The 15,580-nt window shown below is 41.6% G+C and carries 13 protein-coding genes; 3 read left to right on the forward strand and 10 right to left on the reverse strand.

Features of this window, described 5'->3' with window-relative positions; all coding sequences use genetic code 11:
* Nucleotides 1-2 precede the first annotated feature (2 nt).
* The 7 genes from DFQ04_RS07820 to polA all read right to left on the reverse strand — a co-directional run bounded on the left by DFQ04_RS07820 (nucleotide 3) and on the right by polA (nucleotide 10,202).
* The gene (locus DFQ04_RS07820; protein WP_133554508.1) at nucleotides 3-1,466 is read right to left on the reverse strand and encodes a pyridoxal phosphate-dependent decarboxylase family protein; all 1,464 of its coding nucleotides are present in this window, start codon (nucleotides 1,464-1,466) and stop codon (nucleotides 3-5) included.
* A 5-nt stretch (nucleotides 1,467-1,471) separates the two neighbouring features.
* A complete protein-coding gene (locus DFQ04_RS07825) occupies nucleotides 1,472-3,217 on the reverse strand; it encodes an arylsulfatase (protein ID WP_133554510.1) in 1,746 nt (581 codons plus the stop codon).
* 10 nt (nucleotides 3,218-3,227) lie between these two features.
* A complete protein-coding gene (locus DFQ04_RS07830; RefSeq protein WP_133554512.1) occupies nucleotides 3,228-3,596 on the reverse strand; it encodes a DMT family protein in 369 nt (122 codons plus the stop codon).
* Nucleotides 3,597-3,656: 60 nt separating this feature from the next.
* A complete protein-coding gene (locus DFQ04_RS07835) occupies nucleotides 3,657-4,592 on the reverse strand; it encodes a glycosyltransferase family 2 protein (protein WP_133554514.1) in 936 nt (311 codons plus the stop codon).
* Nucleotides 4,552-5,820 carry an FAD-dependent oxidoreductase gene (locus DFQ04_RS07840; RefSeq protein ID WP_166637284.1) on the reverse strand — a complete coding sequence of 423 codons (1,269 nt, stop codon included), beginning with the start codon at nucleotides 5,818-5,820 and terminating at the stop codon, nucleotides 4,552-4,554. The genes DFQ04_RS07835 and DFQ04_RS07840 overlap by 41 nt, the downstream gene beginning before the upstream one ends.
* An 85-nt stretch (nucleotides 5,821-5,905) precedes the next feature.
* A complete protein-coding gene (gene radA / locus DFQ04_RS07845) occupies nucleotides 5,906-7,279 on the reverse strand; it encodes a DNA repair protein RadA (RefSeq protein ID WP_133554518.1) in 1,374 nt (457 codons plus the stop codon).
* A gap of 97 nt (nucleotides 7,280-7,376) precedes the next feature.
* Nucleotides 7,377-10,202 (reverse strand): DNA polymerase I, encoded by a 2,826-nt coding sequence (gene polA / locus DFQ04_RS07850; RefSeq protein ID WP_133554520.1) that lies wholly within the window; start codon nucleotides 10,200-10,202, stop codon nucleotides 7,377-7,379.
* Between the two features lie 145 nt (nucleotides 10,203-10,347).
* Here polA and DFQ04_RS07855 point away from each other — a divergent pair, with 145 nt between their 5' ends.
* A complete protein-coding gene (locus DFQ04_RS07855; protein WP_133554522.1) occupies nucleotides 10,348-10,641 on the forward strand; it encodes a hypothetical protein in 294 nt (97 codons plus the stop codon).
* 43 nt (nucleotides 10,642-10,684) lie between these two features.
* Here DFQ04_RS07855 and DFQ04_RS07860 read toward each other — a convergent pair whose 3' ends face one another.
* Nucleotides 10,685-11,128 carry a hypothetical protein gene (locus tag DFQ04_RS07860; protein ID WP_133554524.1) on the reverse strand — a complete coding sequence of 148 codons (444 nt, stop codon included), beginning with the start codon at nucleotides 11,126-11,128 and terminating at the stop codon, nucleotides 10,685-10,687.
* A 74-nt stretch (nucleotides 11,129-11,202) separates the two neighbouring features.
* Here DFQ04_RS07860 and DFQ04_RS07865 point away from each other — a divergent pair, with 74 nt between their 5' ends.
* A complete protein-coding gene (locus DFQ04_RS07865; protein WP_133554526.1) occupies nucleotides 11,203-12,882 on the forward strand; it encodes an amidase in 1,680 nt (559 codons plus the stop codon).
* 53 nt (nucleotides 12,883-12,935) lie between these two features.
* On the opposite strand, the gene DFQ04_RS07870 is transcribed toward DFQ04_RS07865, so the two are convergent.
* The gene (locus DFQ04_RS07870; RefSeq protein ID WP_133554528.1) at nucleotides 12,936-13,493 is read right to left on the reverse strand and encodes a hypothetical protein; all 558 of its coding nucleotides are present in this window, start codon (nucleotides 13,491-13,493) and stop codon (nucleotides 12,936-12,938) included.
* A gap of 3 nt (nucleotides 13,494-13,496) precedes the next feature.
* Entirely contained in the window at nucleotides 13,497-15,017 is a 1,521-nt protein-coding gene (gene gpmI / locus DFQ04_RS07875) for a 2,3-bisphosphoglycerate-independent phosphoglycerate mutase (RefSeq protein WP_133554529.1), read from the reverse strand.
* A 136-nt stretch (nucleotides 15,018-15,153) separates the two neighbouring features.
* Here gpmI and DFQ04_RS07880 point away from each other — a divergent pair, with 136 nt between their 5' ends.
* Nucleotides 15,154-15,549 (forward strand): DUF4783 domain-containing protein, encoded by a 396-nt coding sequence (locus tag DFQ04_RS07880; RefSeq protein WP_166637285.1) that lies wholly within the window; start codon nucleotides 15,154-15,156, stop codon nucleotides 15,547-15,549.
* Nucleotides 15,550-15,580 lie beyond the last annotated feature (31 nt).

The raw sequence follows: 15,580 nt of genomic DNA on the forward strand, positions 1-15,580 counted from the left end.
TCCTATGAAACCCCAATACCCTCCCCAATTCTGATTACTTCTCTTACCAAAAGATCCATATCCCCCATTCGAGTCCGTTGATTGACATTGGCCACACGCAAGGTGTATTTTCCATTTAAAATGGTACTACTTGGAGAAGCAATTCCCTCCTCCTGCAAACGAAGAAGGATTTCTCGATTAAGATCCCTCAGTTGATTTTCAGAAAGACCGGGTTTTACCATTCGGAAACAAGTGATGCTCATTGAGACCGGAGCCATTAATTCAAGATTGGGATGGCTTTCCACCAAACTTGCCAAATATTCCGCCTGCCGACTGTTCTGGGCTATCATCTGGGCATATTTTTCCCGACCGTGTTCCTTGAGCGACATCCAGATTTTTAGGGCTTTAAATCCCCGGGAAAGCTCAAAACCATAATTGTTGATCGATTCCAAACCTCCTGACAATCCTCTGGATTCTTGGAGTAGATAATTAGGAGTAATGGCGAATGCCTCTCGGTGCTTTTTGGCATCCCGAATCAAGGTACAACCCACTTCATAAGGTACATAAAGCCATTTATGAAGGTCAAAGGCCAAGGAATCAGCTTCCTCAATTGCCTTTAAACGCTCGGAATAAACAGGGTCTAATTTGGCCAAGGCCCCATAAGCTCCATCCACATGAAACCAAAGTCCATATTTCCTGGATATCTCAAGCAAATCATCCAAAGGATCGATTGCTCCTGTATTGACCGTTCCTGAAGTACCTACCACCGCAAATGGCAATAAACCCGAAGCTTTATCTTTTTGAATCTGGATTTCCAGGTCCTCCACATTCATTTCATAGAATTCATTTACGCCGATTTTTCTCACGGCATCGGTACCCAAACCTATAATTTCGGCAGCTTTCTGGATACAGGAATGGGTTTCTACAGAGCAATACAAAACCAACTGAGCTGAGGCGGCTTTGAGACCTCGGCTTCTGATTTTCTCCTCCCCAAAGGAATTTCTAGCCACGGTCAATGCTGTAATATTAGCCATAGAACCTCCACTGACTAAAATCCCCGATGCTTCAGCTGGGAAATTCATCATTTCCTTGCACCAATTAACCACCTGTCGATCCACGTACATGGCTGAATGCTCTCCAATTGTTGTGTTTGGATTCATTCCAGAAGCTAATAGGTCAGCCAAAACCCCCATGGGCGTGCCCGTCCCCTGAATCCAGGCAAAAAATCGGGGATGTACATTCCCTTTATTGTATTGGAAAATATTCTTTTTGAACTCTTCGTAAACCTCCTGAGGATCTTGTCCCTTTTCAGGAATCGGTTGATTTAAAAACTCTTTAACCTCATCTGGCATAGGTTTCCAGATTTTCTGATCTCGAATAGACTGCCAATAATCAAAGAGATCATCAATCATCTGATGGCCTAAGGCTCTCATCTGATCCCAGTTTTCAGGATCAAGTGTGAGGTCTTTTTGGGGTGTATTATTCATACTATTTATTTATTCTTTGGCAAAAGACGGACACTAAATACATCTCCCAAGCCCTCAGAAGGGATCTTTTTTGCCGAGAGGGTTAATTTTTCTTTGCCAACTGCAAGTTGGATCTGACCCAAAAGAATTCTATTCCAGGTTTGCTCTGGGGCTTCTTTACGGGGAACTCGGTCAGGACTTGGGATTTGAATAGGTTCAAAGCTTAGATCCAAAGTTTGGGTCAATGTTGTTGAAGAGGTAGAAAGGCTCAATTCAGCACCTAGCTGATTTGGAGCTGCTGAATACTCCAACCAAACCTCAAATTCTCCCGAATCGATCACATTCAAATTCCAAACAAGGCTGTCGGATTCATTTTTCCAGTTAGTCACCCAATCTTGGGCCCATCCATGCCCTTCAAAGAATTTCAAATCGCCCTTGAGCTCTGCTTCATAAGTAGGAAGGACAATTTCTGGTGTCAAATTACTGATTGGAATCTGTCGATCCATTTCGATTTCTACAGTTACCTCTTGCCACCAATCCTGGTATTCTTTCTCCAAAGCATTTACTAATTCCACCTTACTAGGCGCCAAATTGACCAATTGCTTGGGATCATTTTTCAAATCATAAAGTTCGGATCCATTGGGTAAAAGAGTCAAAAGCAGGGAATCCTTTCGTATTGCACCCGGTCTTTCTTTTAGTTCTTTATCCAGCTGGGCGACATGCGAAAAGATACTTCGTTGCGGTATTTCTTCTCCCTCAAAAAGCGGAGCTAAAGAAACTCCGTCTTTAGGTTTTCCAGGAATTTCCCTTACTCCAATCAAATCCGCAAGGGTTGGCAAAACGTCAATATGGGCTGCAGGAGTTGAAATTAGCTGTGAGGTAATCTTCCCTTTCCACCTCCAAAAACTTGGCACTCGCACTCCGCCTTCGTGTACGGAGCCCTTGATTCCTTTCATTTCCCCGTTGAATCGCTGACCATTTGGCCCATTGTCTGTCAGGAAAATGACCAGCGTATTTTCATCTAAGCCCAGCTCTTCAAGCAAGTTTAAAACTCTTCCGATATTCCAATCGAGATTACTCACCATCCCATAAATCGCCGCTAATTCATCATCAAGTCCCGCGTTTTTATAAGGTAAAAAATACTCATCCGGAACTTGGTTAGGGCTATGGGGAGTATTGATCGATAGATATGTGAAGAATGGCTGATCCTTATTTTTTCGGATAAAATCTAGAGCTTCCTCTGTCAGTACATCAGGCAGATAGCCTTCAAAGGATTTTTCCTTTCCATTTTTCTCCAAATGTGTATTGAAATAATTCGACCAATGCCCTGCCGAAAATCCCGTGAATTTATCAAATCCCTGAGCCAAAGGATGGTTGGGATAATGCTGCCCATTGTGCCATTTTCCAAAAATTCCCGTGGCATACCCTTGATCTCTGAGCATTTCAGCCAAGGTGTACTCCTCAGCATTCATAGTTTCCAGACCTTTAGAAACCGAAACCACCCCTGTGCGAAGATGATATCGACCTGTCAATAAACTGGCCCGTGTAGGCGCACAAAGTGGACTGACATAAAACCTGTCAAATCGAGCTGATTCCCCTGCCAAGCGATCCAAATTGGGAGTTTTGACTACTTCATTTCCATGGACTCCAAGATCCCCATATCCCTGATCATCCGTCAAAATCAAGACAATATTCGGAGGAATTGCTTTTTCTTCTTTACAGGAAGAAAAAACAAACATGGCAATCAGGAAAACAAAAATTGAAGACCTCATGGGCTGCTGGCTACTTTTTGAAAATAAAATAGACAGCCAAAATAAGAAAAATAGCTCCGATGAGGTGGTTTAGCCTTAAGGTTTCATTTTTAAACGCAATCAAGGTGAAAATCATAAACACCACGAGAGTAATTACTTCTTGAAGAACTTTCAACTGCACTAAGGAAAAAGGACCTCCATTGCCGGAAAAACCAATTTTATTGGCAGGTACCTGAAAGCAGTATTCGAATAGGGCTATTCCCCAACTGATCAGAATGACCGAAACCAGACCGAGCTTACTAAACCATTTCCATTCGGCAAATTTCAAATGACCATACCAGGCAAGTGTCATAAATGTGTTAGAAAGAACTAGAAGTCCGATGGTGAGGAGGGCTTTCATGGGCTTAATTTTTATTCCAAAAATGAGAAAGAAAAATCAAGAATTCACATGAACAGTAAGCTAGTCTAAACCGGTATCCTTTCTAACTTTTTGGATTAAATTTCCTTTCGCCCCCCAAACCATTCGAAAGCGAAGTGAGGTGGGATGAATTTTGAATTTTTTTAGTACCCAGTCTAAGGGCAAACCCATTACTCTTTTGACTAATACTTTGGGCTGAAAGAAAAACTGATCTTGGACAAATTTATATGCAAAAACTGCAGCTTGTTCTAAAAGCTTTGCTTTCAACTCCGGGTCATTCATCCTTTTTGAAAAAAAATCATGCTCAAAACTGTGTTTATTGACATAAGAGTTTCTACGCTCCCCACTCAAAATTACCATTACCCCCACCCTTGATGGAAAGTGAAATCGAACTCCTTTTTGGTTAGCCCTGAAGATCCATTCTTGGGACGGAGTTACATAAAGATCTTTTTCCACATTCCATGCCCCAATCCTTTTGGCAATTTCAGATTTAAAAAACCAGGTGGAAGCTACGCTGAATATATTGGTAGAAAACTTTCCATCAGGATGAACGCTGCATAGATCTGCCCTATACTTCCCTTTTTCAAAATCCTCCTTTTTGGTCGTAATAATTTTAAGGCCGGGAACTATTATAAAATCCGCTTCAGTATCCTCCATTTCCTTAACGCATTTCGACAAATGGTCAGGATAAAATAAATCGTCCTGATTTAAAAAAGCGATATACTCTCCCTGGGCTTTTGATAAGCCAAAATTATTGGGTGTAGCTTGTTGACCGCTATTTTGAGGAAGATTAAAATAGAGGATTCGATCATCTCTAAAAGAACCCACTACCTCCTCGGTATCGTCGGTACAGCAATCTCCAACTACAATTAATTCCCAATTCTGAAAATCAGAGTTGATTACAGATTGGACAGCATGCCTTAAAAGATGGCTGCAATTATAGGTTGCTATGATAATGGATACCAGTGGACTTTTCATTCATTTCAGGTCTTCCATCAATTCGATTGGCTAGTTGAAGCGCCAAAAGGGGAATCAAGGTATATTTTCCAGTATTTACAGAGTGATATCCATCAAAGGATCGAATACCTACCTCATGCCGGGTATGAAGCTTGCTACTGGAGTTATCCACATCTGTATTACCCAAGGCGAAAATTATTCCTCCAGCAGGATCGACTTTTTCGCTAGGATAGTGTAATTCCCTCAAAGCCGGAACTCTCTTTTTCAACTCCTCAAAGCTTCTTTTGAAAATGTCAAAACGTTCTTCTTGGGAATACATCTGATCCCAGTCAGGTGGGTTTTTCCCTTCAGACCAACCCGTTCGGCCAATTGGATACCAGGAAAAAAATCCTCCCCTATCCCTAAAATTGACACAATCTCCATAAGGACCCTGAACCATGGTGCAGGAAGGAAAATCCTCATTCCCAAAGGGAATCAAAATCTTATTCCCATACTTATATCGGAAGGACCAATTGTATAGCGGTTCAATTCCCATGGTTTGATCAATCCTCAGCAGACTATTCCAAGTACAGTTTATAACCTCATCGTATTCCTCCTGCCTCAACGATTCTCCTTCTTCAAAATGGACTCTAATACTGGTGCCGTTTCTTTCTACTTTTTGGACGGTAGTATGGACATGAAGACGAATTTTAGGTTCTTCTAAAAGGGCTTCTGTCAAGAGTGAGGCAACTATCCTTGGTTCTACAGAATACTCATTGGTCTGGAATACATCCTGAAAATATTCGGGATTGACCATCCCCTCCATTTCAGATTGTGAAAGTCTTTTTGAAAAGATAGTTTCTTCGAAATCCAGGTATTTCTTGTCATAATGCTGGCTGACTTCATCAAAAATTTCCGCACACTTTTGATAATGCGCTCCTAACTCATCCCCTTTGGAAAGAGAACCCCTATGGTTGCAATAATAAAATGGTGTGGAAATAACCTCTTCCGGTTTAATGGAAATCCATCTTTTCAAATTGGAAATAAAATGGACGGCCCCAATGATCATTTGCCTTGCGGTATATAAATCCTTGTCCAAGGCATAAATAAATCCTAAATGGATTTTTCCTTCATTTACAAAACTAGCTTTGCGGATAGGCTCAGAATGTTTCTCATACAAATCAATGGAATACCCCCTTTGAGCCAATTCTAGTGCTGTACAAGCTCCCAATCCTCCTGCACCGAGAATGGCGATTCTTTTATTTTTCAAAATTTAAATTCTAAAGTTAAAATAGTTGGTTAAAATTAATCCTGAAGTTCAGTTTATCAATTCTGAAGCAATGATTCAAATAAAGTCAAAATATCAACTTATACATCTCCTCAAGCTTGCTTACCTGTAAGATTTGAATTTTGAATTTCTTTAAATCCAATCCTTTGACTGCATACTTAGAAACGACAATCTTTTTGAATCCAAGTTTCTCTGCTTCTGCAATTCGGTTTTCGATGCGGGAGACGGCTCGGATCTCTCCTCCAAGACCCACCTCGCCTGCAAAGCAAATTTCCTCTGCAACCGGAGTGTCCTCATAACTCGAAATCAAGGAAGCGCAAACCGCCAAATCCAAGCCCGGATCATCTACTCTTAAACCTCCAGCTACATTCAAAAACACGTCATGCTGGCCCAGCCTCATTCCCCCACGCTTTTCTAAAACCGCCAAAAGCATATTTAAGCGCTTTGCATCGTGACCTGTACTACTTCGCTGGGGTGTCCCATAGGTAGCTGGGCTGACTAGAGATTGAATTTCGATCAAGAGTGGGCGATTGCCCTCCATCATTGCTCCAATAGCTACTCCATTTAAAACCTCTTCCCGCTGAGTCAATAAAATTTCTGAAGGATTTGCGACGGTTCGAAGTCCCTCGGCTCTCATTTCATAAATGCCCAATTCATGGGTAGAACCGAAGCGGTTTTTAGAAGTCCGCAAAATCCTATAGGTCAAATGCCGATCTCCTTCAAATTGCAAGACCGTATCCACCATGTGCTCCAATACCTTGGGACCAGCAATCGAACCATCCTTGGTAATATGTCCAATCAGGAAAACTGGAGTTCCTGTTTCCTTGGCAAACTTCATCAGCTCTGCCGTACATTCCCGAACCTGGGAAACAGATCCTGCAGCGGACTCCACATATTGACTGGAAAGGGTTTGGATGGAATCAATGATTAGAAAATCAGGCTTGAGGAGTTCAATCTGCTGGAAAATCTGTTGGGTATTCGTTTCAGAAAGAACATAACAACCCGGATTCTTCGAACTCATCCGGTCAGCTCTCATTTTGATCTGGGATTCACTTTCTTCACCGGAGACGTAAAGCACCGTCTTTCCATTCAGAATCAAAGCAATCTGAAGCATCAGGGTGGACTTCCCAATTCCCGGCTCCCCTCCGATCAAAACCAAAGAACCGGGAACAATTCCTCCTCCAAGTACCCGATCTAACTCAGCATCTCCAGTGACCCATCGTGGCTGTTCTTCATAGTTTACCTCAGAAATTTTCTTAGGCGTACTTGCTTTTTTGGTGGATCCAGAGCTCTGCTTCCATGTTCCTTTCCCGGTATCTTCCTTTTGGATGACTTCCTCTACATAGGTATTCCACTCTCCACAAGCTGGACATTTGCCTAGCCATTTGGGGCTTTGGGCTCCACAGTTTTGACAGAAAAAAGAAGTTTTGATTTTAACCATTCCTAAAGTATCAAGTAAATGGTATCAAGTAGCTAGATCTAAGACCTGAATTAATACCGGTAATTTTTCAATTTTAAAATCTTACAATTCTTTAATCTTAGTGGGCTTCCAGCCAATCCGACCCTACTCCAACCTCAACTTCAATCGGGACTGGGAGTTTGATAGCATTTGACATTAGGCCAGGGATATTTTTCTTCAAAAGTTCAACTTCGTCTTTGTGCGCGTCAAAGACCAATTCATCGTGTACTTGAAGGATCATTTTGGACTTTAGCTTTTCCTTTTTCATCCAATCGTACACGTGGATCATGGCTACCTTGATCAAATCTGCTGCGGAACCCTGCAAGGGTGCATTGATGGCATTTCGCTCTGCAAATCCCCGCATAGTCATATTCCGGCTGTTGATGTCCCGGAGATATCGTCTCCTGCCAAGGATGGTTTCCACGTACTCGTCTTTTCTGGCCTTTTCTATGGCTCCGTCCATGTATTCTTTTACCGCAGGGAATTCCGTGAAATAGGCATCAATGATTTCCTTTGCCTCAGTCCGAGGGATAGAAAGTCTCTGAGCCAAGCCAAAAGCCGAAATCCCGTAGATAATCCCAAAATTGGCGGTTTTGGCTTTTCTCCTCATATCAGAGGTAACTTCCTCCAAAGGCACTTTGAAGATTTTGGCTGCCGTAGTGGCGTGAATATCTCTACCATTTTTGAAGGCCTCCAGCATGGATTCATCCTGAGAAAAAGCAGCCATTAGCCTCAATTCGATCTGTGAATAATCCGCAGAAAGCAGAATATGATTTTCATCCCTTGGCACAAAAGCCTTTCGGATTTCCCGACCTCTGGCAGTTCGAATAGGAATATTCTGAAGGTTGGGATTGATGGAAGACAATCGACCTGTGGCTGCGACAAACTGGTTGTAAGTCGTATGGATTCTTCCAGTCTTGGGATTGATCATGGTAGGCAAGGCATCTACATAAGTGGATTTCAATTTGACCATTTGACGGAATTCCAAAATAGCCGAGGCAATTTCATGCTCATCCGCCAATTTGCTCAAAACTTCCTCTCCGGTTGCATATTGCCCTGTTTTGGTCTTCTTCGCTTTGGGATCCAGTTTGAGTTTTTCAAAAAGTACATCTCCCAGCTGCTTTGGTGATGCCAAATTGAACCGAACACCGGCAAGTTCATAAACGCGTTTTTCGATTTCCTTACTTTCTTCGTCCAAGGCCACAGAAAGCTCCGCCAAGCTATCGGTATCGATTTTTACCCCCTCGAATTCCATAGAAGTAAGCACTTGGATCAAAGGATTTTCTACCTCATCAAAGAGTTTTACCAAGCCATTGCTCTTCAGAATGGGATCAAATTTTTTCTTCAATCTCAAGGTTACATCTGCGTCCTCAGCAGCATAAGAAGTGACTTCGTCCTCATCCACATCACGCATATTACCTTGATTTTTCCCCTTTTTTCCAATCAATTCAGTGATCGAAACTGGTCTATAATTCAGGTATTGCTGGGCCAGCCAGTCCATGCTATGCTTTCCTTCTGGCTCAATCAGGTAATGGGCCAACATGGTGTCATAAAGGGTTCCCTTTACTTCGATTCCATAATTTTTCAGGACCAGCATATCGTATTTGATGTTTTGCCCGATTTTCAAAATGGACTCATTTTCGAATACAGGCCGAAGTATTTCTAAAATTTCCTGAGTCTCTTTTTGATTGGCTGAAACAGGAATGTAGTAGGCCTCTCCCTCCACATAGGCAAAAGACAATCCTACTAATTCAGCTTTCATCGCATCCAGATCGGTAGTTTCTGTATCGAAACACAATTCTTTTTGAAGCAAAAGAAACTCAACCAATTCGCTAACTGCTTCCCTTCCTTTAATTTTATGGTAATTGTGGATATTGGAATAAATCGTATCCAAAGCGACCGGCTCCAATATTGGATTTTCTTCTTCAACATCTTCCTCTGAAGAGGCAGATACCGAAGCTGAAGATCCGCCGAAAAGCTCCATTTGAGCAGGAGCTGCAATTGCTGGTTTTTTCCCAGATGAATCCTTGAAAATTCGGCTTGCCAAGGTTCTAAACTCCAATTCTGTAAAAATCGCCCGAAGCTTTTCCTCATCAAATCCATCGTATCGTAGGTCCACTTCATCAAACTCAACAGGAACGTCAATCTTGATCGTTGCCAATTCTTTGGACATAATGCCCTGCTGGGCAAAATTCTCCACATTCTCTTTTTGCTTGCCTTTGAGCTTATCCACATTGGCAATCAGACCTTCGACGGTACCAAATTCCTTCAAAAGTTTGACCGCGGTTTTCTCCCCGATTCCAGGAATCCCAGGAATATTATCCACTGCATCACCCATCAGACCCAAAATATCCCGGACCTGATCCACATGCTCGATATCCCATTTCGCACAAACTTGCTTTGGCCCCATGACATCCACCCCATTTCCCATGAAAGCGGGTTTGTATAGAAAAATATGATCATCCACGATTTGTCCATAATCTTTATCAGGAGTCATCATATACACTGTGAAATGATCTTTCTCAGCTTTTTTTGCAATTGTCCCAATAATATCGTCTGCCTCAAATCCATCCATTTCCAGAATTGGGATTTTAAAGGCCTTAACAATTTCCTTTACCCAAGGAATAGAAGCTGTGATATCCTCAGGCTGGTCTTGGCGGTTTGCCTTGTATAATTCATATTGATAATGTCTGAAAGTAGGCCCTGGTAAATCAAAAGCAACAGCGATATGGCTGGGCTTTTCTTTTTCCAAAACTTCCAAAAGCGTATTGGTAAACCCAAGCATTACTCCAGTATTGAGCCCTTTGGAATTGATTCTAGGATTTTTACTGAATGCAAAATGTGCTCTATAAATCAGCGCCATTGCATCTAAAAGAAAAAGTTTATGGATTTGTTTTTGGGACATTATATGCTATTTTTAATTAAAGAATTCCTCATTGAGTCGAGCAATTTACAATTTTTCAAAGAGCTCCCTTAATAGTTTTCTTTTTGTTCTCTTGACAATCCAATTTGAAGAAAGTTTAAGTTCACACCATAACCCACCTAACTCTATGAAAAAGTTACTAACCATTTTGATCCTTGTAGGTTCCATGAGTTTCATTGAAGCAGCTCCGATTAAAAAGCCAAAGAAAGATTTGACTGAGGAGCAAAAAGAATTGCTAGAAAAAATGGAAGCTCGTTTGGATGAAATTAAAGCGATGGATTTCAAATCCATGAGCAAGGAAGAAATCAAAGCGGTGAAGGAAGAAATGAAGGAAATGAAAAAAGAAGCTGACGGTAAAGGAATTTACCTTTCAATCGGAGCAATTATCATTATTATCCTTCTTTTGATTTTGTTGCTTTAATCTAAAAAGGGAGGCAAATCAAAATTGCCTCCCTTTTTATTTTTCACTTTTTTGAATCCACTTCATTCAAATAATTTTTGACCTGGAGACTCCTCAGGAAAATCAGAATCAAGGGAATCAACCACGCCAGCTCATTGAAAACCAAGTGAAAAATACTTCGCTTGTTCCAGCCCAATTCAGAAGCAAAACCCAGAGTAAACCAAATTGCCAGGATGATCTTCCCGGTTATTCCTGCCAATATCAGCCAAACCCAACTCACTGGATAAAACGCTGAAACAAAAATTACCAGACCCACTACAATCCCAAAAAGGCCGAAAAAAGCATAAGGAGGAATCTTTCCCATTTCCTCTCCCATAGAAAGCCATTGAAGTAATTCTGTACCATACCATTTGTAAAAAGCCGACCAACAAACCGTATAAATACCTGCCAATAAAAGCAGGCCTCGAAAATGCATAGGGAATACAGGGAATTTGGGTTTTTGATCCATGAACGGTTTGATTTTTTTAGGCTATTTAAACACCTTACTGCCTCAAGAGTTTGGCATAAATACAAAACTATCCAATGAAACGAAAAATACACCTAGGTCAATTTCTAATTCTGGCTTTAGGAGCAATTGCTTTCCTGACACTCGGGTTTACTTTGGGCAGAAATACCGGAGAAATCACTCCAATTTCTATTGATGCGGCAGCCGATTTGATCGGTCTTTCTTTTTCTCCGCAAGAGAAAGACAGCATGATTTCCAACTTGAATAACCAGAGAAATAATCTGGAAAACCTGCGAAAAATCAAGCTTGAAAACTCCCTAGCCCCTTCTTTAATTTTCAATCCTCTTCCTCAGGGATTCTATCCTAGCCAGGAGCAAAAGGCCCAAGATTGGGGGCTATCTAAAAATGTCAGCCTTCCGGAAAAAGAAAATGACATCGCCTACATGCCAGTGCATGAACTAGCAGTCCTGATCCAAACCAAAAAAATCTCCTCAGAAAGACTTACTCAGATATATCTCAATCGGATTAAAACCTATTCTGATACACTCCAGTGTCTGATCACCTTGATGGAAAATTCTGCTTTGGAAAAAGCCAGAGCTATGGACAAGGAATTGGCAGAAGGAAAATACCGTGGCCCATTGCATGGAATTCCTTACGGCATCAAAGATCTTTTGGCAGTTACCGGAACGAAGACCACCTGGGGTGCTGCACCTTTCAAAGACCAAGTAATTGATGAAACTGGTACCGTGGTACAAAAACTGGATGAGGCAGGGGGAGTTTTGGTAGGAAAATTTACTTTGGGTGCTCTCGCGATGGGTGACATTTGGTATGGGGGCGTGACCAAAAACCCATGGAATCTAAACCAAGGATCAAGCGGTTCATCCGCAGGTTCTGCTTCAGCGGTCAGTGCAGGATTGGTACCTTTTGCAATTGGCACTGAAACTTTGGGTTCAATCGTTTCTCCATCCACCAGAAACGGAGTAACGGGATTACGACCAACTTTTGGACGGGTAAGCAGACATGGAGCTATGGCATTGAGCTGGTCCATGGACAAAATCGGGCCGATTTCACGTTCCGCAGTTGACAATGCCATCGTGCTTTCTGTAATCAACGGAATGGATGAAAAAGATCCATTTACCATTTCAGCTGCTTTCAATTACTCGGCTAAAAATGAGGTGAAGAAACTTAAAGTTGGCTATTTCAAGCCTTTCTTTGAAGGAGACCGCCCTACTCTCAAAAATGATTTGGAAGTTCTGAAAGTCCTGGAAAATCAGGGAATTGAACTTCATCCACTGGAATTAAAGACAAGCGTCAATGCAGCACCAATTGTAAGTATGCTGATGGTGGAAGGAGCGGCAGCCTTTGATGAGCTCACCCGTCTCAATTTGGATGATCAGCTGGTAGCTCAGGGAAGAAATGCCTGGCCAAATCTTTTCCGTGCGGCAAGATTTATCCCCGCTGTGGAGTATGTGCAAATGAGCCGACAAAGAAGTTTATTGATCAAAGAAATGCATGAATTGATGAAAGGGTATGATGTGATTGTCACTCCTTCTTTTGCCGGACAGCAACTTCAAATCACCAATCTTACCGGGCATCCGGCGCTTTGTCTACCCAATGGATTTAGCGAAAATGGAAGTCCAACTTCTATCACTCTTTTGGCAAACTTATTTGATGAAGAAAAGCTCATCATGCTGGGAAGACTCATCCAGGAAAATACAGACTGGCAGGCTAAAAGACCTCCATTATTTGACAGATAAACAGAAAAGCCCGGCAAAACCGGGCTTTTTTTTATGAGTTCCATGTTTGGGAATTATTTGACAATACCCTGAATCTTGATATTAGTCGGTTTCAAGAACATGACTTTTTGGGTGGTCTCTATCGTGTAATGATCCAATTTTTGGGTGAGTTGGTTGATATAAAATTCACCCATCGTGGTACTTGAGAAAAACATATTTTCCTCTTTCATCTTAAATGAAATCGACCCCGGATAATTCCCATTAAACCGAACAACGATTTGCTGTACCTTCCCTTTTTCTCCAGGAAGCAATTCATGGATCAGCAAATCATACTTTGCATCGGTGGAATAGGAGGTCGCCAAGGAAGGCAAATTGATATCTGCCTGGTAAAACACAGCAAATTCCTCCTTCCAATCCTCCACAGTGTAGACAGTATCCACAATAGATTCCGTACCGTTGATTCTGGAGGTCTTGGTTACCTCCACTCCTTCCAATTTTGAAAGCTCCAAATCCAAAAAACTCTTTACATCGAAGTAGGGGAGTTTTTCTAATTGGAGTCTTTCTTCAGAAGAAGAACATGCAAGCAAAGACCCTAGCACTAGGGCAAATAAGAGATTTAAATAAACTTTCATGGATTATATCAGGATTTCCCCGGTCATTTCGGCAGGGATTTCCACACCCATCAATTTGAGGATAGTCGGTGCCAAATCGCCTAATTTTCCGTCCTTGACCGGAATTTGTTCGTTGCCATCAACTAAGATAAAGGGAACTAGATTCGTGGTATGCGCGGTATTTGGCGAACCATCTTCATTGATCATCATATCGGAATTCCCATGATCAGCTATGACAATCGTAGTGTAGCCATTTTCCAATGCGGTAGTTACTACACTTTTTGCGCATTCATCCACAGCTTCACAAGCTTTGACCGCAGCATCAAAATCACCCGTATGCCCTACCATGTCGGCATTGGCAAAATTTAAACAGATGAAATCTGCACTTTTCTTTTTCAACTCAGGATTTATCTTGGCAGCAATTTCAAAAGCACTCATTTCTGGCTTCAGATCATAGGTGGCTACCTTTGGAGAAGGGCAAAGAAGACGGCTTTCTCCAATGAATTCTTTCTCCCTTCCTCCTGAGAAAAAGAAAGTCACATGGGGATATTTCTCTGTCTCAGCGATTCGAATTTGTTTTTTATTCGCTCTTTCCAAAACTTCACCCAGAGTATTATTCAAGTTATCCTTTTCAAAAAGAACCTGAACCCCCTTGAATGTATCGTCATAATTGGTGAAGGTGATGTAGTCGAGATTCAATTTTTTCATATTGTAATCTTCGAAGTCCTTCTGGGTCAGAACTTGAGTAATTTCTCTTCCACGATCTGTTCTGAAATTGAAGCAAATCACCAAATCTCCTTCCTCAATCTTTGCAAGAGGTTTATTGTCCGAGCCAACATGGATAATTGGTCGGATAAATTCATCCGTTACGTTGTTTTTGTAGGATTTGGAAATGGCGGCAAGAATATCTTTTGATTTTTCTCCCTCTCCATGGACCATGGCGTCATAGGCCAATTTCACTCTTTCCCAGCGGTTGTCCCGGTCCATTGCATAATACCTTCCGATTACCGAAGCAATCTGCCCGGTGGAATCCTTTAGATGATTCTGCAAATCTTCCAAGTATTTGATTCCTCCCTTTGGATCGGTATCTCTTCCGTCTGTAAAGGCATGAATGAAAGCATTTTCAAAGCCATGGAATTTCGCTGCATCACACAAACCTTTCAAATGATCAATGTGAGCATGAACCCCTCCATCAGAAACCAACCCGATAAAATGAGCTTTTTTGTTAGCAGCTTTGGTTTTTGCGAAAGCAGCAGCCAAAACAGGATGAGTATTTAATTCCCCATTCTTCACTGCCTGATTGATTTTGACCAGATCCTGGTATACCACCCGACCAGCGCCAATATTCATATGTCCTACTTCCGAGTTACCCATTTGTCCTTCAGGGAGACCCACTGCCAAACCGGATGCTTCCAATCTTGCATGAGGATACTTGGTGTAAAGACTATCTACAAAAGGGGTTTTGGCTTTATCAATAGCTGAAACAGCGGGGTTGGTAGCTATGCCCCAACCATCCAAAATCATCAGTAAAACTTTCTTGTCCATGGGACAAATATATTACTTTTCAAGCCAAAATTCCCCAGCAAAAATTTTTGGACAGGTGTTGTCGCCTACTTTTTTGAACCTAAAAATTTGAATCTTCAACTGATTTTTTTGGCTTGGATTTTGCCAAATGAGCTCGATGCTTCTTTTCAAAATTATCCTTTCCCTTTGGCTTTCATTTCAACCTGACCCAAATGTCATGGGGGATATCAATTCTATTGATCCCATAATATCTGCTTTGGAAAGTGGGTCGAGTTATGAATTGGCTAAATTTTTTGATTCCTCCATCTCATTGAATATCAATGGACAACAGGGCGATTACTCTAAAAATCAGGCGGAATTAGTTTTGAAAGATTTTTTCAAAAAGAATCCCTCCCAGGGCTTTTCTATTCTTTACCAAAAAGAAAACCAAGGGAATATCAGTACCTATATTGGGGAATACGCCAGTGTTCCGAGCACCTACAAGGTTTTTATCAAAGTCTCCCAAGCCAGCAGCTCCTATAGAATTTACAGCTTGGATTTCGTAAAAAACTAAGTCAACCCGCGGATTTGGCTATTTTTGCCAA

This window comes from Algoriphagus boseongensis (genome assembly GCF_004362805.1).
Lineage (GTDB): Bacteria > Bacteroidota > Bacteroidia > Cytophagales > Cyclobacteriaceae > Algoriphagus > Algoriphagus boseongensis.